At 68.6% G+C, this 22893-nt stretch carries 21 protein-coding genes and 1 riboswitch; of the genes, 9 read left to right on the forward strand and 12 right to left on the reverse strand.

The window, feature by feature from the left end:
* Positions 1-106: 106 nt before the first annotated feature.
* Complete coding sequence (locus tag ACUWEX_RS05025; RefSeq protein WP_445997302.1) at positions 107-1288, reverse strand: glycosyltransferase; 1182 nt, start codon at positions 1286-1288, stop codon at positions 107-109.
* A gap of 92 nt (positions 1289-1380) precedes the next feature.
* Between ACUWEX_RS05025 and ACUWEX_RS05030 the strand changes: the two genes are divergently transcribed.
* Genes ACUWEX_RS05030 through ACUWEX_RS05040 form a run of 3 tightly spaced genes read left to right on the forward strand, consistent with a single transcriptional unit; the run spans position 1381 to position 4771 of the window.
* Positions 1381-2385 (forward strand): WcbI family polysaccharide biosynthesis putative acetyltransferase, encoded by a 1005-nt coding sequence (locus tag ACUWEX_RS05030; protein WP_445997303.1) that lies wholly within the window; start codon positions 1381-1383, stop codon positions 2383-2385.
* A complete protein-coding gene (locus ACUWEX_RS05035) occupies positions 2382-3356 on the forward strand; it encodes a hypothetical protein (protein WP_445997304.1) in 975 nt (324 codons plus the stop codon). The genes ACUWEX_RS05030 and ACUWEX_RS05035 overlap by 4 nt, the downstream gene beginning before the upstream one ends.
* Positions 3353-4771, forward strand: coding sequence for a glycosyltransferase family 2 protein (locus tag ACUWEX_RS05040; protein WP_445997305.1), 1419 nt, complete (start codon positions 3353-3355; stop codon positions 4769-4771). Before ACUWEX_RS05035 ends, ACUWEX_RS05040 begins: the two co-directional genes overlap by 4 nt.
* Positions 4772-4804: 33 nt before the next feature.
* On the opposite strand, the gene ACUWEX_RS05045 is transcribed toward ACUWEX_RS05040, so the two are convergent.
* The 3 genes from ACUWEX_RS05045 to ACUWEX_RS05055 all read right to left on the reverse strand — a co-directional run bounded on the left by ACUWEX_RS05045 (position 4805) and on the right by ACUWEX_RS05055 (position 7484).
* Complete coding sequence (locus ACUWEX_RS05045) at positions 4805-5473, reverse strand: cation transporter (RefSeq protein WP_445997602.1); 669 nt, start codon at positions 5471-5473, stop codon at positions 4805-4807.
* 5 nt (positions 5474-5478) lie between these two features.
* Complete coding sequence (gene cmtR / locus ACUWEX_RS05050; protein WP_445997306.1) at positions 5479-5850, reverse strand: Cd(II)/Pb(II)-sensing metalloregulatory transcriptional regulator CmtR; 372 nt, start codon at positions 5848-5850, stop codon at positions 5479-5481.
* 104 nt (positions 5851-5954) lie between these two features.
* The gene (locus tag ACUWEX_RS05055) at positions 5955-7484 is read right to left on the reverse strand and encodes an MFS transporter (RefSeq protein WP_445997307.1); all 1530 of its coding nucleotides are present in this window, start codon (positions 7482-7484) and stop codon (positions 5955-5957) included.
* 193 nt (positions 7485-7677) lie between these two features.
* Between ACUWEX_RS05055 and ACUWEX_RS05060 the strand changes: the two genes are divergently transcribed.
* Positions 7678-8163: a glutathione peroxidase gene (locus tag ACUWEX_RS05060; RefSeq protein WP_079727121.1), complete on the forward strand. Its 486-nt coding sequence runs from the start codon at positions 7678-7680 to the stop codon at positions 8161-8163.
* 134 nt (positions 8164-8297) lie between these two features.
* On the opposite strand, the gene ACUWEX_RS05065 is transcribed toward ACUWEX_RS05060, so the two are convergent.
* The 4 genes from ACUWEX_RS05065 to ACUWEX_RS05080 all read right to left on the reverse strand — a co-directional run bounded on the left by ACUWEX_RS05065 (position 8298) and on the right by ACUWEX_RS05080 (position 12092).
* Positions 8298-9626, reverse strand: coding sequence for an NAD(P)/FAD-dependent oxidoreductase (locus ACUWEX_RS05065; RefSeq protein WP_445997308.1), 1329 nt, complete (start codon positions 9624-9626; stop codon positions 8298-8300).
* A gap of 86 nt (positions 9627-9712) precedes the next feature.
* Complete coding sequence (locus ACUWEX_RS05070) at positions 9713-10204, reverse strand: CoA-binding protein (protein WP_445997603.1); 492 nt, start codon at positions 10202-10204, stop codon at positions 9713-9715.
* Between the two features lie 146 nt (positions 10205-10350).
* Positions 10351-11640, reverse strand: a complete 1290-nt coding sequence (locus ACUWEX_RS05075; RefSeq protein WP_079727127.1) for an O-acetylhomoserine aminocarboxypropyltransferase/cysteine synthase family protein — start codon at positions 11638-11640, stop codon at positions 10351-10353.
* Positions 11641-11738: 98 nt separating this feature from the next.
* Positions 11739-12092 (reverse strand): hypothetical protein, encoded by a 354-nt coding sequence (locus ACUWEX_RS05080; protein WP_079727128.1) that lies wholly within the window; start codon positions 12090-12092, stop codon positions 11739-11741.
* 87 nt (positions 12093-12179) lie between these two features.
* Positions 12180-12246: riboswitch (guanidine-III (ykkC-III) riboswitch) on the forward strand.
* Between the two features lie 17 nt (positions 12247-12263).
* On the opposite strand from ACUWEX_RS05080, the gene ACUWEX_RS05085 reads away from it, so the two are divergent.
* From ACUWEX_RS05085 to ACUWEX_RS05105, 5 genes are all read left to right on the forward strand, one after another.
* Entirely contained in the window at positions 12264-12584 is a 321-nt protein-coding gene (locus ACUWEX_RS05085) for a DMT family transporter (protein ID WP_079727129.1), read from the forward strand.
* A gap of 132 nt (positions 12585-12716) precedes the next feature.
* Entirely contained in the window at positions 12717-15020 is a 2304-nt protein-coding gene (gene treS, locus ACUWEX_RS05090) for a maltose alpha-D-glucosyltransferase (RefSeq protein WP_445997309.1), read from the forward strand.
* Between the two features lie 9 nt (positions 15021-15029).
* Entirely contained in the window at positions 15030-15449 is a 420-nt protein-coding gene (locus tag ACUWEX_RS05095) for an arsenate reductase ArsC (RefSeq protein WP_445997310.1), read from the forward strand.
* Between the two features lie 40 nt (positions 15450-15489).
* Entirely contained in the window at positions 15490-15804 is a 315-nt protein-coding gene (locus ACUWEX_RS05100; protein ID WP_445997311.1) for a YbjQ family protein, read from the forward strand.
* Between the two features lie 76 nt (positions 15805-15880).
* A complete protein-coding gene (locus tag ACUWEX_RS05105) occupies positions 15881-16081 on the forward strand; it encodes a hypothetical protein (protein WP_079727133.1) in 201 nt (66 codons plus the stop codon).
* 76 nt (positions 16082-16157) lie between these two features.
* On the opposite strand, the gene ACUWEX_RS05110 is transcribed toward ACUWEX_RS05105, so the two are convergent.
* The 4 genes from ACUWEX_RS05110 to ACUWEX_RS05125 all read right to left on the reverse strand — a co-directional run bounded on the left by ACUWEX_RS05110 (position 16158) and on the right by ACUWEX_RS05125 (position 22844).
* Positions 16158-16844 carry a hypothetical protein gene (locus ACUWEX_RS05110; protein WP_445997312.1) on the reverse strand — a complete coding sequence of 229 codons (687 nt, stop codon included), beginning with the start codon at positions 16842-16844 and terminating at the stop codon, positions 16158-16160.
* 177 nt (positions 16845-17021) lie between these two features.
* Positions 17022-19748, reverse strand: coding sequence for an immunoglobulin-like domain-containing protein (locus tag ACUWEX_RS05115; protein ID WP_445997313.1), 2727 nt, complete (start codon positions 19746-19748; stop codon positions 17022-17024).
* Between the two features lie 176 nt (positions 19749-19924).
* The gene (locus tag ACUWEX_RS05120; protein WP_445997604.1) at positions 19925-20959 is read right to left on the reverse strand and encodes a YeiH family protein; all 1035 of its coding nucleotides are present in this window, start codon (positions 20957-20959) and stop codon (positions 19925-19927) included.
* Positions 20960-20990: 31 nt separating this feature from the next.
* Positions 20991-22844 (reverse strand): dolichyl-phosphate-mannose--protein mannosyltransferase, encoded by a 1854-nt coding sequence (locus ACUWEX_RS05125; protein WP_445997314.1) that lies wholly within the window; start codon positions 22842-22844, stop codon positions 20991-20993.
* Positions 22845-22893 lie beyond the last annotated feature (49 nt).

Raw genomic sequence — 22893 nt, forward strand, 5'->3', positions numbered from 1 at the left:
GGGCTTGCAGCTGAAACGGGGCGTGCCCGGGGGACGCAAGACTGTGCCATCTCGCACAACTAACGGGCGGTTCGACCGTGCGGAACCGCACAGAGTTGCGCCGAGGTCAGGCGGTTTGCTGGTCGCCGTCGAGCGCCGCGAACCCCGTGTCGCCCACCGATTGGCGCGCCGCGATCGCCGACAGGTACACACCCAGGTGCACGTCGGCCACGTGCTGGCGCTGCCTGCGGCGGTGGGCGGCGTGTGCGACGATCGCCCGACCGCGCTCGGCCGTGCCCGGGCGGGTGCCCGACGCGAGGGAGCGGTCGATGGCCGAGGCGAGTGAGGCGCTGTCGCCCAGCGAGTAGGACTCGAAGTCATCCGGATGCTGGTCGGACATGTGCCCGGCCGACGTGCCCACAACGGGCACGGCCAGGTCGTAACAGAGCTCGACCCACCCCGAGTGCGTGCCGTGACGGTAGGGGAGGATCTCGACATCGAGGCCGGCGAGCTCGGCCTCGAGGGCCTGATCGCTCGGCCGCGAGACCACCTCGACGTCGACATCGGCGCGGTCGGTGACGAGCGCCAGCACGGCATCGCGGGCACGCGCATCGCGCACACGGTCGTGCACCGTGATGCGGCCGCGCACGGGCGTGCCATTGGCGGCCAGGAGGTCGAGGGCGCCGAGCAGGCTGCGGGCGGCGCCGATGGCGTCGATGTTGGGGCGCACATCGCGCAGGTGCATGCCGACGATGCGCTCGGCGGAGAGGCGGCCGCGCGGGGTCGATGCGCCGACGGAGGTGATCGCGGGGTGCGGGGCGACGAGGGCCGTGCGGCCCCAGCGCTGCGTGATCTCGGCGGCGGCCGTGCCCGTCAGGGTGAGGATGGCGTCGGCCCGCGGGATGATCTCGTCGAGGTCGCGCAGATGCGCCGTCTGCACGTCGAGGTTGGGGTTCTCGAGGTCGTGCACCGTGAAGACGAGCGGGCGCCCGACCGCGTCGAGGGCGTCGAGCGCGCCGAGCAGGCGGCCGGCGGGCAGCGATTCGAGGCCGAAGTGCACATGCATTACGTCGAAGTCGTCCCGGTGTCGGTGCACCCATTCCGCGTCGATCATCGCGGGCGGCCACCAGCGCGTCGGGAACGACGGATCGGGGATGGGGTCGGCGAGTCGGATCACCTCGGGGAGCGCGCGAAAAAGGCTCTCCATATAGGGGTGTGCGCCGGGAACCGACGCGACGCGCAGGGGCGTGCGAATGCGGGCGTTATGGGTGATGCGGACTCCTGGCCAGAGACGTGAGCGGGATACCATTCAGAGTAACGCTCACCCCCGACATTCCGGGCTCGGCGGTGTACCCCTTGCGGTGAACACTTCGTGCCGTTCGATACGAGAGATCAGGTCTGATGTCCCACGACGAGGGCTACCGCACCCACTACGCCGACTTCTTCGGCGCCGAGTCGCATGAGGCGTCCAGCTCCACCGACGGGCGTCCCCGTGGCGTCATCATGGGCAACTGCCAGGCCGAATCGCTGCGCGTGGCACTCGGCGACGAGGATGTCCGGTTCCTCCGCGTCCCGCCCGTGCACGAACTCGAGGCCGACGACATGCCCCTCCTCGCGCGCATCCTGGCGCGCACCGACGTGTTCGTCACGCAGCCCATCCGCAACGACTACCGCGGACTGCCGCTCGGCTCGGAGCAGATGCGGGCGCTGCTGCCCGCGGGGGCGAAGACGACGACGGTTCCGGTCATCCGTTTCGCCGGGTTGTACCCGTTCCAGGCGATCATCCGGCCGCCCTCCGACACCTCGCTCGTGCCGCCCATCGTGCCCTATCACGACCTGCGGCTCGTGGCCGAGGCTGCGCGGCGGGCGGGCCTCGTCGATTCCTCGGCCGGCAGCGTTGAGGACGACTCCAGTCACGGCGCCACCACGGGCGACAGCGGCGGCGCACACAGTGACCGCAGCAGCGTCACGGCGACCCAGATCCGTGCGATCGCCGACGAATCGACCCGCCAGCTGCGGTCCCGCGAGAAGGCGCACGAAACCGTCGTCGTCTCCGACCTCTTCCTCGAGCCCGACTTCTCGCTCATGCGCACCATCAATCACCCGGGCAACACGGTCTGGACCGCGCTCGCCGAACGGGTGCGCGCGCGTCTCGGCCTCGCCGACGTGCCCGTCCCCCTCACGCGCGAGCTGCTCAACAACATCCACGCACCGCGCGACCAAGCCGTCATCGACGCCTGGGGCCTGGATGCCGAAGCCCGACCCACGTGGACCGTCGGCGGCCTCGACATCGACCCCGTCACGCTGCGCGAAGCCCACCTCGCTTGGTATGCCGAGCACCCCGACGCGGTCACGTCCGGGCTCACGCGGCACGCGCCCGCACTCACCACGCTGGGCCTCCTGTGAGCGGTACGCCCGCCCTCCTGCACCGCGGCGACGCGCTCCACGGGGTCGACCAGTATGCCCGCACGATCGCGGACGCCCTCGGGGTGCCGGTCGAACTCGCGCCCGAAACCGACGACGGCTCGGCCGCTCGGCACCTGCACTTCACCGATCGACTCTGGGGCGTCGACGCCGAGGACGCCGCGCAGCGCATCGAGCGGCTCGCGGCGTCGGGCCCCGTCACGGTCACCCTGCACGACGTGCCGCAGCCCTCCGACGGCGAGCGAGGTTTCGCTCGCCGCACGGCGTCCTATCGACGGGTCGTGGCCGCGGCATCCGGGGTCGTCTGCAACAGCGAGCACGAGCGGCGGCTGCTCGAGCAGGCGCTCGGTGAGGCCGTTGTGGCTCACGTCATCCCGTTGCCCGCTCAGCCCCCGGCGCCCCGCCCGAACGCCTGGCAGCCGCTCGACGAGGTCGCGGTTCTCGGGTTCTTCTACCCCGGCAAGGGGCACCGCGAGGTCGTCGACGCGGTCGCGCTGTTGCCCGAGGAGAGGCGCCCCGGAGTTGTGTCGCTCGGCGGCGCCTCGCCCGGGCACGAACGTGAACTCGCCGAGCTGGCCGAGCACGCCGCATCCTTGGGGGTGCGCTTTCGCAGCACCGGTTTTCTGAGCGTCGACGACCGGGATGCCCTGGTGCGGGCCGTCGCCGTGCCCGTGATCGCGCATCAACACGTCTCGGCGTCGGGTTCGCTCACCGACTGGATCAGCGCCGGTCGACGCCCCCTCACCATCCGCTCGCCGTATTTCGCCGAGATGTTGCAGCTGCGTCCCGGCACCCTCACCCTCTTCGACGACGGCGATCCGCAGGTGCTCGCCGCCGCCATAGCGGGGCTGCGGTTCGACCCCGATGCCACCTGGGTCGAACCGGGCACGGCGTCGTCGCCGACCGTCAGTGACACGGCTCGCTCGTATGCCGAGTGGTGGGCCGCTCTGTGAGCTCCGCCGCTGCCACGCCGCCGCCCTTCGGCCGCACGGTTCCGGGCAACGGATGGGACCTCGTCGACGGGGTCGAACCACCCGCCCGCACGGTCTCGGTGATCGTCGTGCACTTCGACCAGCAGCGTGAACTCGACCGAACGCTCGCCGCCCTCGCGCGCCACACGCTCGCCCCCGAGCTCGTCGAGATCATCGTCGTCGACGACGGGTCGCCCGTGCCGCCCGTCGTTCCCGAGGGCGTGACCCTGCTCGTGCAAGAGGACCAGGGTTTCAGGGCCGCCGCCGCCCGCAACCTCGGTGCCGCCCACGCATCCGGCGACATCCTCTGCTTCCTCGACGCCGACACCTCGCCCGAACCGCACTACCTCGAACGGATGGTGCGACTCCCGTCCCTGCTGCCCGAAACCGTCGTCGCCGGCCACCGCCTGCACGCCGACTTCGGCGACACCCCCGTTTCGGAGCCCGTCGAACAGGCCGGGCCCGCCCGCGAGGTGCCCGAACCCGCGTGGCTGCGCGACGAATACCGCCGCACCCGCAACCTCCTCGACGCGGATGATCGCTCCTACCGTCACATCATCGGCGCCGTCTTCGCGTGCACGGCGTGGTTCTTCGCCGAGACGGGCGGATTCGATGAGACCTTCTCGCACTACGGCGGCGAGGACTGGGAGTGGGCGCACCGCGCCTGGCTGGCGGGCGGCATCTTCGCGCACGAACCCGACGCCGTGGCCTGGCACGACGGCGCCGACTGGGCGGGCCGCGATGAGAACGACCGGCGCCGACGCGATGCCGAGAACGCCGAGGCTATGCTCTTGAGCAGAGTGATCGCGGTGGACGGGTCGCGCCCGCGCGCCCTACTGACCGCCGTTCCGGATGTGGTCGTCGTTCTGCGCAGTGCTCCGAGCGCCGCCGCTGCTTTCGTGTGTGTGGACAGCGTTCTCGCTGTGCTGCCGCAGGCTCGGGTCGTCGTGCCCGCAGAGGTGTCAAGCGTCTTCGCCGGCGACCCGCGCGTCGTTGCGCCGGGCGAGGCACCGATCGGTCGCTTGCGCGTTGAACTGAACGAGTGCGTGCGCGTCGAGTCGGCTAGGCCCGGCGACTCCGCCGAGGAAGCCCATGCTGCTGGGCACGGCGAGTCCGCGGATCGAGATAATTTCTCCGATGACGAAGCGCCCGCCGAGCAGACGCGGGCGAGCGACGGTTCGTTAGACCTCCTCGGCGGACTTCGAGAGGCATCGACCCCGGGCATCCTGGCCGTCCATCTCGGTTCGACGGTTCGCGTCATCTCTGAGCGGTCCGTTCGGCGCCTCGAGCGCTGGGGTGCCGACGCACACGTGCGGGATCTGCTGGTCGAGGCTTGCGACATCCACCCCATTGCCGCCCACGTGCGTGTGGCCGGCTACCTCGGCGGCTGGAGTTAGACCGCTGAGGCTAGGCGGCTCTCAACGAGCTGATCAGTGGGTCGGCGCGCAACACTCGCAGGCCTCGACCTCACGTTCACCCGTGAGCGCCGAGACGGGCACGGTGCAACTCTCGCCCTTCCACGCCTCGAGCCCCTCGCGCACGGCGAAGACGGCGATGACGAGGGCGGCCACCGAGTCGGCCCAGGCCCACCCGAGGAGCGCGTTCAGCAGCAGCCCCACGAGCAGTGCCGCGGACAGGTAGCTGCAGATGAGGGTTTGTTTCGAATCGGCGATCGCGGATGCCGAGCCGAGCTCGCGTCCGGTGCGGCGTTCGAGCCAGCTGAGGCCGGGCATGATGACGAGGCTGACGGCCGCGAGAACGATGCCGACCGGGCTGTGATCGGCCTCGCGCATCCCGACCAGCGAGAGGACCGCGTCGACGCTCACATAGGCCGCGAGCCCGAAGAACGACACGGCGATGACGCGCAGGGCCGTCTTTTCGCGCCGCTCGGGGTCGGGCGCCGCGAATTGCCACGCCACGGCCGCCGCCGACAGCACCTCGACGATCGAGTCCAGCCCGAAACCGATCAGAGCAGCGGATGACGCCACCGACCCCGCGGCGAGTGCGATGATCGCTTCGACCACGTTATAGGCGATGGTTGCGGCCACGATCCGGCGGATGCGGCGGCGCAGGATGTCGCGGCGCGAGGTCTCGAGCACCGCGCTCACGGCCGAGCCCCCTCGTCGACTCCGGTGCCGCAGCACAGCGGAACGTTGCACGCGTCGTCTTCGCAGTCGCGCCCGTCGTCGACGGCCAGAACGACATCGACGAGGGCCTCGAGCGCGCGGGTCAGGTGAGGGTCTGCGATCTCGTATCGTGTCTGCCGTCCCTCGGGCAGCGCCACGACGATGCCGCACCCGCGCAGGCAGCTCAGGTGGTTGGACACGTTCGACCGCGTGAGGTCGAGATCGCGGGCGAGCTGGGCGGGGTAGCCGGGCTGCTCGAGCAGGGCCATGAGGATGCGTGAGCGGGTCGGGTCGGCGAGCGCACGCCCGAGTCGGCCGAGAACATCGAGGCGAGGGGCACTGGTCAGCATGCACTGACTATACAGCGTGCGCTGACTTATCAACAGGAGAGGCCGAGGGGTTGGGAGCCGGGGGCTGGAATCCGTTCCAGGCAGCCCCCGAACACCCGCGCGCGTCAGGCTCTCCGGGCCCGCACCATCCCGACGACCACCAGAGCCCCCGCCAGAACCGTCAGCACACCTCCGCCGATTTCGACGGCGTTCGCGAACTCGACACCCTGGGCAGCCGACCATCCGCCGGCCGTGATCGAACCTGTGAACAGGGCCGCGAGGATGGTTCCGGCCACCGCAATTCCCACGGCCGTAGCCACCTCGCTCGCCGTGTCGACCAGCGCGGCCCCGATCGTCGTGCGGGTGGAGGGGAGGCCTCGCATCACGTTCGTGCCCGCGACGACGCCGACCACCCGCATCCCGGCCGCGACGAGCACGAGCGCCAGCAGCACCCAGCCGTAACCGAACCGGCCGAGGGTCGCGAAAACGGCCAGGCCCGCCACGACGGCGGTCGCGCTCATCCAGGCCGCGTTCTCCAGGCCGACGCGTTTCACGACGGGCCCGATGAGCACGCCGCCGCCGAGCAGCACGACCACCTGGGGCAGCATGCCGAGCGCCGCCTGGGCGGGCGACCATCCCCACGCGAGTTGCAGTTGCAGGGTGATGAGATAGCCGAGCCCGGCGGTCGCGAGCCCCGACGCGGCCTTGAAGGCCAGGCCGCTCGAGACGAGGGGGAGTGCGACCAGCCGCAGGTCGAGCAATGGATGCCGGGCCGTGCGTTCGCGCCACACGAAGAGTGCGCCGGCGACGACCGCCGCCGCGACGGCGAGCCACGGAGCCCAGGATCCAATTTCCAGGCTCGAACCGGAACCCGAACCCGCACCCGCACCCGAACCCGACCCAGCCTCGACGAAGAGCGTGGGAGCGAGGAGCGTGGCCACAATCGTGACCGTGCCGAGAATGCCGCCCGCGATATCGACGGGATCACGGTGCAACCCTTCGGGATCGTCCACGGCAACTCCGCGCCGGATGCCGATGAACGCCAGCGCCGCGATCGGCACATTGATCAGCAGCAGCACCTGCCACGGTGCGACCGCCAGCACGAGGCCGCCGACCGTGGGTCCGATGGACAGCCCGACGAGCCCGACCGTCGAGATCACGGTCGTCGCCCGCACCCGCAACGTGTCGTCCTCGAACAGCCGGAACGCCAGCGCGAGTGAGCCCGGGGTGGTCATGGCCGCAGCGACCCCCATCACGGCGCGCACGGCGATCAGCTCTTCGGGCGTCGTCACCACGGCGGTGGCCAGGCTCGCCAGCGCCAACAGCACCAGCCCGATGAGCATGATGCGGCGGCGGCCCACCCTATCGGCGAGGGCGCTAAGCGCGAGCATCAGGCCGCCGAAGACGATGGCGTACGAACTGGTCACGAGCTGCAGCGCGCTGGTCGAGGCGTGCAACTCGCGCCCGATCGTCGGCAGGGCGACGTTCAAGATCGAGTTGTCGAGCATCTCGAACAGGAACACGGCGGACAGCCCGGCGATCGCGACCCACGCCTCGCGCAGCGACCCCGGCGTGTTGCTCGGCGACCCCGGCGTAGTGTGTGGCGCCGCTGGCCCGTCGGGGCGAGAGGCGACGGGTGAGAGTTCGGATGACATGTGGGCACACTCCTTCTGGGCGAAGAAGTGGCGGATCACTCGATACCGCGTGCCGGCGCAGGTGGCCAGTGGCCAGACCCTGCGTTTTTACCTCAGATGTGTCGACTATACACCCACGTGGGCTCCGACATCCAACACGCGGGGTTAGAGTCGAACAACGCTCACCGCGTGACTCGACCAGAGAGAAGACACCGTGACCGACGCGCTCGACACCATCGAAATCACCACCATCGACGGGGATGCCGCAACCCTCGCCGACTATGCGCCCGTGAAGCTCATCGTCAACGTGGCCTCACGGTGCGGCCTCGCCCCGCAATACGAGAAGCTCGAGCAGCTGCAGAAGACCTACGGCGACCGCGGCTTCACGGTGCTCGGTTTTCCGAGCAACCAGTTCCTGCAGGAGCTCAGCGACGAGGACAAGATCAAGGAGTACTGCTCGATGACCTGGGGCGTCACGTTTCCCATGTTCGAGAAGGTGAAAGTGAACGGCCGCTCGGCTCACCCTCTCTACCAGGAGCTGACGAAGGCCGAGGATGCCGACGGCAAGGCGGGCCGCGTGAAGTGGAACTTCGAGAAGTTCGTCATCACGCCCGACGGCCGCGTGCACCGCTTCCGCCCCACGGTCGAGCCCGACGCCCCCGAGATCGTCTCGCTCATCGAATCGTCGCTGCCCGCCTGAGCCTGGCGGTAAAAAAACTCACTGCTTCTCGCGCGACGCCCGCTCATACCAAGCCCGGTATGAGCATCGCCCGGAACGAAGCGCCCGCTGTGCGATGCCTCGTTCCGGGCGAACCCGATCTGCCTGTCGTCCTTCTAATTCTTCGCGCGCGATTTTCCGAACGCCGCCGTGAATGCCTTGCGCGGCGTCTCGAGTGCGGTCAGCGCCGTCGTCTCGCGCGAGGTCACGGCCTCGGTGAACCAGCCGATGAACACCCGGATCTTGCGGTTGAAGGTCGGGATGACGGCCCCATGGTAGGCGCGGTGCATCATCCAGGCCGGAAGGTTCTTCAGCTTGATGCCCTTGACGTTGGCGGCGCCGTGCCCGATGCCGTAGCTGGCGATCGTGCCGAGCGATTCGTGGCGGTATTCGATGAGGGGCCGCGACAGGATGCTCGACACCACGTTCTTGGCAGCGACGGGCGCCTGTCGCATGGCGTTCTGCGCGTTCGGCGGGTAGTAGGCGGGCTGCTTGGCGGCCGTGAGGTCGGGCACCTGGGCGTTGTCGCCGAGCGCCCATGCTCCGTCGACGATCGAGCCGTCTTCGCGCATGACCTGCAGGTGCGCGTTGGCGATGACGTGGCCTTTGGGCCCGAGCGGCACGTTGGTGCTCTTGTAGAGCGGGTTGGGCTGCACACCGGCGGTCCACACGATGGTGTTGGCCGGGATGACGTCGCCGCCCTTCAGGGTGACGTCGCCGTTTTCGCACGACTCGATGGTGGTCTCGAGGCGGATGTCGATGCCCCGGTCGCGCAGCGCCTGCAGCGTCCACTTCGAGAGTTCGGGGCCGACCTCGGGCGCCACGCGGTCGAGCGCTTCGATGAGCACCCAGTGCAGGTCTGATTCGTCGAGCGATGGATGATTGCGCACGGCGTTCTTCGACAGGTCGGACAGTTCGCTGAGCGCCTCGACTCCGGTATAGCCGCCGCCCACGAACACGAACGTGAGCGCCTTACGCTTTTCGGCCTCGTCGGTGGTCTCGGCGGCCCGCGCTACTTGTTCGAGCACCCGGTTGTGGGTGTAGACGGCTTCTTCGACGGTCTTGAAGCCGACGGCGTTCTCTATCAGCCCGGGCGTGGGGAACACGCGCGTGACGGCGCCGAGCGCCAGGATGACCTGGTCGTAGTCGATCGAGATTTCTTGATCGTTGAGCAGGTCGATGTTCGCGGTCTTCTGTTCGACGTCGAGGTCGGTGACGGTGCCGCGCAGCACGGTGCAGTGGCGCAGGGTGCGCCGCAGGTCGATGGTGACGTCGGCGGGGTTGACGTGTCCGCCGGCCACTTCGGGCAGCAGCGGCTGGTAGGTCATGTAGGGGTTGGCGTCGACGACGGTGATCTCGAGGAGCGCATCGCTCTGGTTCTGCAGGCTTTTCGCAGCGTAAAGGCCGGCGTATCCGCCGCCGAGGATCAGAATTCTTTGGCTCATCCTACGAATCTACGCGCGAGTGTCCCGGCAATCCAGGGGCTCGATTCCCACTGAACCTGCCGTTATCATCGGCCGGCGGGGTCCCGCTAGCGGATCGTCTTGCGAGCCGTGATCTGCCCGGTGTCGAAGCCCATGAGGTGCAGGCCGCCGTGGAATCGCGCGTGTTCGATCTTCACGCAGCGGTCCATGACCACTTCGATGCCGCGAGCTTCGGCGTCGCGCGCCGCATCCTCGTTCCAGATGCCGAGTTGCACCCACATGACGGGCGAGCCGACCGCGGCGACCTCGTCGACGACCGACGGAATGTCGCTGGCCTTGCGGAAGACGTCGACGATGTCGGGCACCTCGGGCAGCGATGCGAGGTCGGGGTAGGCCTTCTGGCCGAGGATCTCGGTGGCGTTCGGGTTGACGAAGTAGACGCGGTAATCGGTCGACTGCAACAGGTAGGTGCCGACGAAGTAGCTCGACCGCGACGGGTTCGACGAGGCGCCGACGATCGCGATGGACTTCGCGCGACGCAGGATGCCGAGCCGCTTCTTGGCGTCGGGCCCCTCCCAGGTGCGCTGCGACTTCAGCAGGCGCGCTAGAGGCGAGTCGGCGGGCAGCTGGCAGCTGAGCCCGTTGGCGAGCACGGCGTTGACGGTGTCGCCCCCGGTGGATGCCGCGGCGCTGCCGTCGATGCCGGCCGATGTGCTCTCGGCGGTGCTGGTTGCGGTGCTCATGCTCATGCCTCCACTGCCTGGGCGAGTGCCTGGTCGAGGTCGTAGATGATGTCGTCGGGGTCTTCGATGCCCACGCTCAAGCGCACGACGCCGGGTCGCACGCCAGCCTCGAGCAGCTGCTGTTCGGTCAGCTGCGCGTGCGTGGTGGACGCCGGGTGGATGATGAGCGTCTTGGCGTCGCCGATATTGGCGAGGTGGCTGGCCAGGTTGACCGACTCGATGAGCTTCTGCCCGACCGGTCGACCGCCCTTGACCTCGAAGCTGAAGACCGAGCCCGGCCCCTTCGGCAGGTATTTGTTGGCGCGCTCGTGGTGCGGATGCGCGGGCAGTCCCGCCCAGTTGACGGCCTCGATGCGCGGGTCGGCGTCGAGCCATTCGGCCACGGCTCGGGCGTTCGCCACGTGCGCGTCGATCCGGTAGGGCAGCGTCTCGACACCCTGCGCCAGCTGGAAGGCGGACTGGGCCGACAAAACGGGTCCCATGTCGCGCAGCTGTTCGGCGCGCAGGCGCGTGAGGAAGGCATATTCGCCGAAGTTGCCGGCCCACGTCAGGCCGCCATAGCTGGCGACGGGCTCGTGGAAGAGGGGGAACTTGTCGGCCGAGTAGTCGAACCGGCCGCTCTCGACGACCAGCCCGCCCACCGTGGTGCCGTGCCCACCCAAGAACTTTGTGGCCGAGTGCGTGACGATGTCGGCACCCCACTCGATCGGGCGGTTGAGATAAGGCGTGGCAATGGTCGAGTCGATGACGAGCGGGATGCCATGGGCGTGTGCCACATCGGCGAGCGCCTCGATATCGGCGATCTCACCCGACGGGTTGGCCACGGTCTCGGCGAAGAGCACCTTGGTGCGGGGCGTGATGGCGGCGGCGTAGTCCTCGGCGTTCGAGGAGCCCACGAACGTGGTCTCGACCCCGAAACGGCGCAGCGTGACATCCAACTGCGTGATCGAGCCGCCGTAGAGGTTCGCTGACGCGACGATGTGGTCGCCGGCACCCGCGAGCGACGCGAACACGATGTACTGAGCGGCAAGACCGGATGCGGTGGCCACAGCGCCGAGCCCACCCTCGAGACTGGCCACCCGCTCTTCGAAGCTCGCCACCGTGGGGTTGGAGAGCCGCGAGTAGATGTTGCCGTATTTCTGCAGCGCGAAGCGCGCGGCGGCGTCGGCCGTGTCGTCGAACACGAAAGCCGTCGACTGGTAGATGGGCAGCGCTCGCGCGCCCGTCACCTGGTCGGGGATGTTGCCCGCGTGAATCGCACGCGTGCGGAAGCCGTATTCGCGATCTGCCATACGCCCCAGATTAGTCGAGGGGTCTGACACCGGGGCCGCGCGCGTAACGTGCGGACACAGACATCCCCGCCAGGTGGGCGGTTACAGAATGGGTGAGGTCAGCACTTGCGGAGGCCGTCGAAGACCCCGAAGACCCCGGTCGAATCCCGGAACGACTGGCCGGGCTTCAGCGTGTTGCACGAGCTGTCGGGCGCCGATGCCCACAACACTTTCACCCGCTGCGTCGAGGAGCACTTGTTTTTCACGTCGACGTAGGGGAAGCCTTTGGAGCGCCCCTCTTTCGTCACGTCGACGCAGGTCGGAGAGAGGGCCGTCTTCACAACGCCGGGAGCGGCGTGAGCGACAGAGGCGGGGGCGGCCGAAACGGCCGTCGCGGGAGAGGCGATGCTCAGGGAGAGGGCGAGAAACAGTGCTGCGACGCCCGAACCGGCAATTTTCGCTGTCTTGTTCATGGCCAAAACATAGTGACGGATATGCACGCTGACAAGGACTTAGGTCCATCTGCACAGTGCGTGATCAGGCACGCCTGGCATACTGGGGGAGTGCCGCAGCGAGAGCGGCATCCGGACGAGGGCGCAGTACCCGGAACGCGACAAGACTGACCACGAAAGTGAGTAACAGTCATGTCTTGGATCATCCTCATCGTGTCGGGCATCCTCGAGGCCGTCTGGGCCACGGCCCTCGGCAAGTCGGAGGGCTTCACGAAGCTCTGGCCGACCATCATCTTCGGCGTCGCCCTCATCGCCAGCATGGGCGGCCTCGCCTTCGCCATGCGCGACATCTCCGTCGGCACGGCCTACGCCGTCTGGGTCGGAATCGGCGCCAGCCTCACGGTCGTCTACGCCATGGTCTTCGGCGGCGAATCCGTCTCGGTCATCAAGATCCTCCTCATCCTCGGCCTCGTCGGCTGCGTCGTCGGCCTCAAAATGGTCGACGGCCACTAGCGCTCGCGCACGTCGAAGAGGCTGGCTGAGGACGTGCATCTCACCCCGGCCGCTGCCGCCGCATTCCACCACATCGGCGGCAGCGGCCGGTAGGGGGTGCGGGCGTTCTCCCGGGCGTGATCTACTAAGACCATGACGGAAACCCCCGAGTACGACAGCACTGACGTCACCCCCGAGACGACACCCGACACGGTGCCGGAAGCGGCAGAGATTTCGTACGACGAGGAGCGTTATCCGGCCCGTCCGAAGCGCTTGCGGCCGAGCGCCCACCTGCGCACCTCGGGCATCACACGGTCGAAGCTCGACCCCCGCGAACCCGACGGCTCGAACCCGGCTTATGTGGCCTGGTTGGTGCGCCAGTCGATGCTCGGCGACGCCGACGTCCTCAGCCGTCAGCACTCCGGTCAGCCCAGCATGTGGCGCAACCCGTATGCCCGGCCTGACGCGCGCCGCGCCATCCAGTCGGCCTCGGTGTGGTTCACCGCCTACCCGATCTCGCTCATCACGCGCCCCGGGCAGTCCTACCTCGGCGCCCTCGGCGACGAAGACCTGTGGCGCGCGTTCGAGCGCATCGGTATCGACGCCGTGCACACGGGCCCCGTCAAGCGTGCCGGCGGCCTGACCGGATGGCGGCAGACGGCCAGCGTCGACGGTCACTTCGACCGCATCTCCACGCAGATCGACCCGGCGTTCGGCACCGAAGACGAGTTCCGTTCGCTGTGCGACGTGGCCGACCAGTACTCGGGCAGCGTCATCGACGACATCGTGCCCGGTCACACGGGCAAGGGCGCCGACTTCCGCCTCGCCGAGATGGCCTACAAAGACTTCCCCGGCATCTATCACATGATCGAAATCCCTGAGGCGGACTGGCCTCTGCTGCCCGACGTGCCCGAGGGTCGGGATGCCGTGAACCTCGACGCCACGGCCGAGCAGAGCCTGGCCGACCAGGGCTACATCATCGGCGCCCTGCAGCGCGTCATCTTCTATGCGCCCGGCGTGAAGGAGACCAACTGGAGCGCCACGGCACCCGTGCTGGGCGTCGACGGTCGCACGCGCCGCTGGGTCTACCTGCACTACTTCAAGCAGGGTCAGCCCTCGATCAACTGGCTCGACCCCACCTTCGCGGGCATGCGCCTCGTCATCGGCGATGCCCTGCACTCGCTCGGCGACCTCGGCTCGAGCGCGCTGCGCCTCGACGCCAACGGTTTCCTCGGCGTGGAGAAGAGCGCCGAGGGAATGCCCGCGTGGTCGGAGGGGCACCCGTTGTCCGAGGCCGCGAACCACCTCATCGCCAGCATGGTGCGCAAGGTGGGCGGCTTCACATTCCAGGAGCTCAACCTCACGGTCGAAGACATCCGTAACACCGGCCGTGTGGGCGCCGACCTGTCCTACGACTTCATCAACCGGCCCGCCTACCAGCACGCGCTGGCCATGGGCGACACCGAGTTCCTGCGGCTCACGCTGCGCACGTCGCTCGAGACCGATGTGCAGCCCGTTCAGCTCGTGCACGCGCTGCAGAACCACGACGAGCTCACCTACGAGCTCGTGCACTGGGCCACGCTGCACTGCGCCGACGAGTACACGTTCCGTGACCAGCAGATGGCGGGCGGCGACCTCGCCGAAACCATCCGCGCCGACATGATCGAACGCCTCACGGGCGAGAACGCGCCCTACAACCGCGTGTTCACGACCAACGGCATCGCCTGCACCACGGCCTCCGTCATAGCGGCCGCCCAGGGCTTCAACGAGCTCGACAAGATCCGCGAGGACGACGTCGACATGATCGCCCGCGCCCACCTGCTGCTCGCGCGCTTCAACGCGTGGCAGCCGGGCGTCTTCGCGCTCTCCGCCTGGGACCTCGTGGGCGCCCTGCCGCTGCCCTCCGAACAGGTCTCCGAGCTCATCGCCGAGGGTGACACGCGCTGGATCGAACGCGCCGCCCACGACCTGATGGGCTTCGACGAAGAGGCGGTGGCGTCGGCATCCGGCATGCCCCGCGGGCGCTCGCTCTACGGCACCTTGCCCGAGCAGCTGCAGCGCCCCGACTCGTTCGCCTCGCAGCTGAAAGAGTTGCTCGCCATCCGCGACGCCAACGACATCGCGATCGGCACGCAGGTCGACGTTCCGGATGTCTCGCACCCCGGCATGCTCGTCATGGTGCACCGCCTCGACGGCGGCAAGGCCGACTGGGAGGACGCGCCCCTGCAGGTCACCGTGCTGAACTTCACCGACCAGCCCATCGAGGGCAGCGTGCGGTCGAGCGAACTCATCCCGCGCCGTGCCGTGATCGACGCGGCATCCGGTCTCGAGATCGGCCGCGTCGACGACCTGCAGACCTTCGGCGTGCGCCTCGAACCCTACGCGGGCCTGTTCCTGCTAATGGGGCCCGACGAAGAGGCGCTCGACAACGACGAGGATGCCTCGGACGACGAGTAAGGCGAGCAGATGACCGACAAACCCGCCGTGCTCTTCGTGTGCGTGCACAACGCCGGCCGCTCGCAGATGGCGGCCGGCTACCTGAGCGCCCTCGCGGGGGACCGCGTCGACGTGTTCAGCGCCGGCAGCGAGCCGAAGAACGAGATCAACCCGGTCGCCATCGAGGCCATGGCCGAAGAGGGCATCGACATCGCGGGCAACGTGCCCAAGATCCTCACGGTGGATGCCGTCAAACAGGCCGACGTGGTCATCACGATGGGCTGCGGTGACGCGTGCCCGATCTTCCCCGGCAAGCGCTACGAAGACTGGCAGCTCGACGACCCGGCGGGCCAGGGCATCGAGTCGGTCCGGCCGATCCGCGACGACATCAAGGGCCGTATCGAGCAGCTGCTGACCGAGATCCTGCCCGCAGAGTCGAGAGGGATGTAGCTCCCTCGATCGCTGCGCATGGGGCTGCAAGACTGCCGTCATGTTGATTTCTACGATGAACGATGTCCCCGGCCGCCAGATCACCGAGGTGATCGGAGAGGTCACGGGCCTCACGGTGCGCTCGCGCAACGCGGGCGTGCAATTCGGCGCCAACCTCAAGGCCTTCGTGGGTGGCGAGCTGGGCGGCTTGACCAAGCAGCTCATGCAGAGCCGCGAGGAGGCCAAGCAGCGCCTGATCGAGGCCGCCGAGGCCGTCGGCGCGGATGCCGTCGTCGCCATGCGTTTCGATGCCAGTGAGGTCGGCCAGAACGCTCAGGAGGTCGTCGCCTACGGGACGGCCGTCAAGCTCGGCTGACGCTGCGGGGGATCCTCGCGTCCGGCCCCTTCTCAGGAGAAGCGGCGCTGTCTAGGCTGGGTGGGGAGGAGGCACAATGACCATCGAATTGATCGTGACCGGCGTGCTCGCCCTGGTGGGATTCATCCTGCTCATCGGAGTGGGCGTCTGGCTGCGAAGGCGCACCGGCCGCGCGGGTCGCACCGAGCAGGCGCTCCACGACGACCCGCAGCTGCGGCAGGACCTTCTCGACCGTGACGCCGAGCGCTCGCAGCACGGTGTGCGCCGCTTGATGTAGCCGGCGCGTGTTGGGCAACCCGTTGTAGCCGAGCGCTCCTGAATTGTCTGACAGAGGCGACCGCGGGCCGGAGGTCCTACTGCACGGGAACTTCGTAGACGTAGCCCGTCTCATCGGCGAGGATGGCTGCAAAACCGGCTTCGAGTCCCGCGTCGACGTGAGCCGAGAAGGCTTCGGGGGATGTCTCGGCCATCGACACCGTGCCCCGAGAGTCGGCACCCGGCCATACCGCGGCCGTGACATTGGCGGTCGGTTCGGGCAGTTGGGCTCCGACGAGCAGGAAGAGCTGGCCGATGTTGTTGGCCGAGGCGGAGTCGACCAAGTCGACGGCGTTCGGGCCGACCGTGAGGATCACGCTCGGTGCCGCGGCGACGGCTTCCTCGAGGTGGGCGGCGAAGGCGTCGTCGTCGCCCGCGGCCGAGACGGAGGCTTCGACATCCGCGCCGTTCTGTTCGGCGAAGGCGATGGCCGCCGCGGTTCCGGATGCCGAGAGGGCGTCGTCGGCGGCGACGATGCGCACGGTGAAACTGGCGAGGCGGTCGGCGGATGCGGGCGGCGCGGCGACCGGCGGCAATGTCGCGCCGGGGGAGGGCCGGGTGGCCGACGCGTCGGCGGTGTCCTCGGTGCTCAGAGAGCTGGATGCGTGCGGGCCGCCGTCCGTGGGTCCGGCGCTGGTGCAGGCCGTCGTCGCCGCTAAGAGGAGTCCGGCGAGGCCGATTGTCCCGGCGAGGGTAAGCGTGAAGGGGCGGGGAGACGTCGACATGGTTTCCTCAGAACGAGTGCGGCGCGGTGCCCCGGTCGTGTCGGCCGGCGACACCGCGCATGGTGCGGATGAAGCGTGAAGCGTGAAGCGTGAAGCGTGTTGCGTTGTGCGTTGTGCGTGGTGCAGGCGGGCGGTGACTCGGCCGGTGAAAACCGAGCCGGGCCACCGCCCGGGGGACTAGCTGTGGCGACGCGTGCGGCGCAGGGCGACGAACGATCCGCCGGCGACGAGAAGCAACACGGCCAACAAGCTGAGGCCCGCGGCGGTCTCGCTACCGGTCGAGGGCAGCGCGCCGTTCGACGCACCCGGCAGCGGGGTGGCCGTCGGGTCGGCGGCCGGAGCGCCGGTCGGCTGCGCGGTGGGCGCGGCCGTCGGAGCAGCGGTCGGTGCGTCGGTCGGAGCCGTCGTGGGCGCCGGGGTCGGCGCGGGCGTCGGCTCGATAGCGGGTGCCACGGCGACGGCGGCGGAGGAGGCCACGGCGTCGGCGTAGTTCGCTGCCGAGACGGTCACGCGCACCGAGAGTGCCGAGGCGAGATCCGCGGCAACCGGGGTGTAGGTGGCCGAGGTGGCGCCGTCGATCGGCTGACCGGCGCGCAGCCACTGGTAGGCCACACCCGTCGGGGCAGGGGTCCACTCGCCGGCCGAAGCCGTGAGGGTCTCGCCGACGCGGGCGTCACCCGTGATGGTGGGCAGGCCGCGCTGCGTGAACGCGCCGTCGGCCACGGTGACCTGGCGGGTTGCCGTCGCGGTGTTGCCGGCGGCATCCGTCACGCTGTAGGTGAGCGTGTAGGTGCCCTCGGTGGCGGTGTCGACGGTGCCCGAGACGGTGACGGCCGACGTGAGGTCGCCATCCTTCTCGTCGGTGGCGGTGACGCCCGTGGCGGGGTCGAAGGTCGAACCGGTCTGGATGGACGAGGCCGCGGGCACCGTCAGAACGGGCGGTGTGACATCCGCACGCTCGAGGGTGACCTTGTCGACGACGCTGTTCACGGGCTTGTCGGCGCCCGACTGCTGGCTGCGCATGGTGGTGACGGTGATCGACTCGTCGGTCACGTCGATGGTGGAGTAGTTGCGCACCTTCTCCTGGTTGATGACGGATGCCCACGGGTGCGGGTAGGTCTCGTTGGTGTTGTAGTACTTCGAACCGCTGGCGGAGTTGGCGGTCACGTAGAGCACCTCACCGTCCTTGGCTTCGACGGTGCCCTGGGCAGCGGCCTCGTCGGGGTTGGCGACCACGCCGTCCTTGATCAGGTAGGTGCGGGTGTAGTTGTGGTCGTGGCCCATGAGCACGAGGTCGATGTCGAGGCCCGAGATGATCTGCGGAAGCACGGCGCGGCGTGCCTCGATGTCGGCGTCGTCGACGTGGGAGGCGACGGAGTAGATCGAGTGGTGGAACGCGAGCACCTTCCACTTGGCCTTGGCGCCCTGTTCGGCGACGACCTTCTCGAGGAACGCCTTGTGGCTGGCGGTGTCCTGGCTGTTGGAGTTCAGCACCATGTACAGAACGTCCTTGTACATGAACCAGTAGTCGCCGCCCGACGAGGACGCGGAACCGGCTGCGCCGGAGGTGGGGTCGAAGTTCGGCACGTTGTAGTGCTGCTCGTAGGCCTTCGAGCCCACGTCGTGGTTGCCGTTGACGGGCACGAGGGGCAGCTCGCGCAGGGCGTCGGGGGCGAGGAACGCCTGGTAGTGCGCCTCGTTGCCGGCGCTCTCGACCTGGTCGCCGGCCGAGAACAGCATCTCGGCGTCGGGGCGGGTCTCCTGGGCGACCTTCAGGGTGTCGGTCCAGCCGGCCTGGTCGTTCGCCACGTTGCCCGAGGCGCCGATCTGCGGGTCTCCGACGAAGAAGAAGCTGTAGTCGCCCGAGGCGGCGGCGGTGCGGAAGTCGTAGGTGGGCGACCATCCGTTTTGTTCGCTACCGACGCGGTAGACGAACTCGGTCTTCTCGGAGAGTGTGTCGAACTGAGCGAAACGGTTGTATTCGCCGCTCGTGGTCTTGCCACCCGCGGCCTGCACGGTGGTGGCGGATGCGGCGGGGAACGCGGTGCCCGTCATATCCGACTTCTTGGCCACCTGGGCGACCTGCGCGGTGTCGAGGTTGGAGTACCAGGCGAGGCGGCGCGAGGTCTCGTCGGCACCGACCGTCATGACGATGTCCGAGAGCACGGCTTCGGCGTTGGCCGAGACGGGTGCGAGCGACGGAACGTCGAGGAAGATGTCCGAGGATGTCTCGCGGTCCTGGTAGAGCGCGACGGCGATGGTGTTCTCGCCGGACTTCAGGGCAGAGGCGGGAACGGTGAACGTGGACGACGCGGGGTCGCCGCCCGAGTTACCCGCGTACATCAGGTTGCGCTGCGCTTCGGGGGCCGCCTTGACCTTGTCGTCGACGAAGCCGGCGACGGGCGTGCCGTTTACGAAGATCTGCACGGCGTCGTCGTAGACGATCGTGCCCTGCAGGCCCGTGAGGGCGGCGAGCTGCTCGCTCGAAACCGTGAAGTCCGAGCGGAAGTGGTAGGTCTTCACGGTCGGGTTCGACGTTCCGTTGGCGTACTGGTTCAGCAGCGTGTTGATGGTGAGGCCGGCGCCGATGTTCTTGGTGCCGTTCTTCGCACCGAAGGCACCCTTGGCGCTCTTCCAGGCGGCGTCGTCGAACGCGGGCTTCGTCCACACCAGGCGGTCGGCGTTGCCGGCGGCCGGGTCGGTGTTGTTGTCCGAGTAGGTCCAGGTGCTGTTGGCGGTGCTGAGGTAGGTGGTGGGGAAGGTGACTGCTGCTTCGGCGGGCGCGGCGCTCGTGGCGACGGCCACCGACCCGGCCAGGAGGCCGAGGGTGCCGAGTGTTGCGATCGAGAATCGCGTTACTCGTCGCGTGCGGGGAGACCCCGCTTGGACTGAAGAAATGCTCATTGAAGAAGAAACTCCGTATCGGCTGTGCAAGGGGGGAGCGGGCGTGGAGGCGCGATGGCGCCGGGCCCGTGCCTTCACGGTAGGTAGCCGCAGCAAACCGATCGTGAACGAACGGTTGCCGAGAGGTTGTTATTCGGCGTCGGAGGCCGGGTTCGTGCGCAATCCGGGCACGGAGCTCAGCCGAGTTGCACGGCCCCGAAGGCGAGAGCGGCTATCAGAACCCAGGAGCCGAGCCCCACGATGAGGGCGCGCCATCCCGTGCGCACGAGCGATGCGACACGGATGGCCGCACCGAGCGCCACGAGGGCGAGACCGAGCAGCACGGTCTGCAGAGTGTCGGCCGCCGCGAGAACGGGCGCGGGCACATCGATGAGCGTGCGCACGAGCACGGCCGCGACGAAACCCGCGACGAACAGGGGGATGAGGGGCGGGCGCTTCGTGGCCGGGCGGGCGCTCGCGGCATCCCGTCGGCTGACGATCACACCGGCGACACCCACGATCGGCGCCAGCATGAGCACGCGCGTGAGCTTCACGACGAGTGCGACGGCGAGCGCCGACGGCCCGGCGATCTGCGCGGTGGCGACGACCTGCCCGACATCGTGCACGCTGGCCCCGGTCCAGTGCCCGAACTGCGTGGCGTCGAGACCGAGCGGATGCCACAGCGCCGGCAGCACGAAGATGGCGAGGGTTCCGCACAATGTTACGAGCGCGACCGGCGTGGCCTGCTCCTTCTCGTCGGCGCGCACCACACCACCCATGGCGCCGATCGCGCTGGCGCCGCAGATCGAAAACCCGGTCGCGACGAGCAGCGGCTCGTGGCCCGGCAGCTTCAGCAGCCGACCGAACCACAGCGTGGCGCCGAACGTGACGAACACGATCAGGATGGTCGACACGAGCGTCACCCAGCCGAGCGAGAACACGTCGACCAGGCTGAGTTTCAGACCGAGCAACACCACGCCGATGCGCATGAGACGCTTCGCGGCGAACGACAGGCCGGGTTTGGCGGCCCCCGTGAGCAGCCGCCTCGTCGCGGGCAGCTGGCCGATCAGGATGCCGAGCAGCACGCACGCGGTCAGGAGAGGCACGGCCGGCAGCACCGCGTGCACCGCCCATGCCACCAGCACGGCCGCGCCTGCGACCGCGAGACCCGGCAGGTTGCGCCGCGTCGATGCCACGAGCGACGAGACGAACGACGTTGCGGGCGGCGTCACGGGCGACGGGCCGGCGACGCTCACGGCCGGACTAGATCCACGACGGGATCCACTCGTGGATCAACCAGAACCAATACGGCACGGTCGTGCCCGTCCACAGCGGATACCAGAAGGCGCTGAGGAGCGTCGCCACCGCGAGGAACACGCCCACGATGCCGATGCCCCGCGTGCGTCGGTAGCGCTCATCCGTTCGTTTGCCCAGAATGAGGCCGAGCACGAACACCAAGCCGAGGATCATGTAGGGCTCGAAGGCGATCGTGTAGAACTGGAACACCGTGCGGCCCAAGTAGAGCAGCCAGGGCAGGTAGCCAGCCGCCATGCCCATGAGGATGAGGCCCACGCGCCACTCGCGGTAGCGGGCGAGGCGATAGACCAGATAGAGGATCGCCGCGGTGGCCGCCCACCAGATGAGCGGGTTGGCGATCGACGTGATGGCGCCCACGCAGTTGTCCGAGAAGCAGTCGCCGTTGGGGACTGCCTGGTAGTACATGCTCGTCGGGCGCAGCAGCAGCAGCCAGCCCAGCGGGTTGGCCATGTAGGGGTGTGGCTCGTGCAGACCCACATGGTAGGAGTAGGCGCTCTCGTGATAGTGCAGCAGCGATTGCAACGCGTGCGGCACCCACGCGAACGTGCCCGTCCAGGCGTTGCCCGGTTGGTCGGCGAAGTCGCGGTAGTAGCCGCCCGAGGTGACAAGCCATCCGGTCCACGACGAGAGGTAGACGACGAACGCCACCGGTACCATCAGGAGGAAGGCGATGGGACCCTGTTTGAGAACGGCGGCGCTCAGCCAGAAGGGGATTCCGAGCCGGCGGCGGTTGAGGGCATCCACGACGATGACATAGATGCCGAAGAAGGCCAGGAAGTAGAGGCCAGACCACTTCACGGCACACGTCGCACCGAAAGCGATCCCGGCGACGAGCAGCCACGGGCGCCACCAGAGCACGGGCCCCCAGTCGGGCATCGTGCCCTTCTCCTGCAGGGCGCGCAGCTTCACGGCGATGCGCGTATTCGTATCGTCGCGGTCGAGCAGGACCGCGCCGAAGCCCACGAGCGCGAAGAACATGACCGAGTTGTCGAGGATGGCGACGCGCGACATGACGATGGCGTGGCCGTCGATCGCGAGCAGGAACCCGGCCATGACCGCCAGCAGCGTGCTGCCGAAGAGTTTGCGCGCGATGAGCATGATCAGCACGACCGCGAGGATGCCGATGACGGCCGTCGAGACGCGCCACCCGAAAGCGTCGCCGGCGCCGAACACGCCGAGGCCGGCCGCGATGAGCCACTTGCCGAGCGGCGGATGCACCACATAAGAGGGGGAGTCGAGGAAGATGTCGGTGTCGCCCGCCGCGAACTTCTCGTCGGCGCCGGTCGGCCAGGATGACTCGTAGCCGTTGTTTAGGAGCGTGTACGCGTCCTTCACATAGAACGTCTCATCGAAGATGAGCGAGTGCGGGTAGCCGAGATTCCACAGCCGCAGCACCGCGGCGAGCAGCGTGACGAGCGCGGGGGCGCCCCAGTACCAGAGCTGCAGGCGTCGGGGGGAGTTGATGACGCGGCCGAACCAGTCGTCGAGGCGGCTGCCGCGCTGTTCGGGCAGCAGGCTCTCGCTGGGCTGGGGCTTCGCGGGCGAGCCGTCGCGGTTGCCGGTGAGGATGCGATCCCAGGTGGCGCGCGCCCCCGACGAGCGAGTGCCGGCCGCATCACTCGAATCGGCGTGTCGGCCGGGCTGTGAGGCGTCGGTCGTGGTCACGGATGCTGTCGCGGAGGGTGTGGCCGCGGCATCCGGCTCATTTGCGCCGCCCGGTTGCGCTGACGCGGCGGGCTGACCGGATGCGGACGCGCCGAAGACGACATCGGCGAGGGGCTCACGGTTCTCGGGCTGCACTCTGCAATGGTGCCACAGCGAGTCGCTGGCGAAGTGATGGAAGACTGGC

It is taken from the genome of Okibacterium fritillariae, assembly GCF_052783725.1.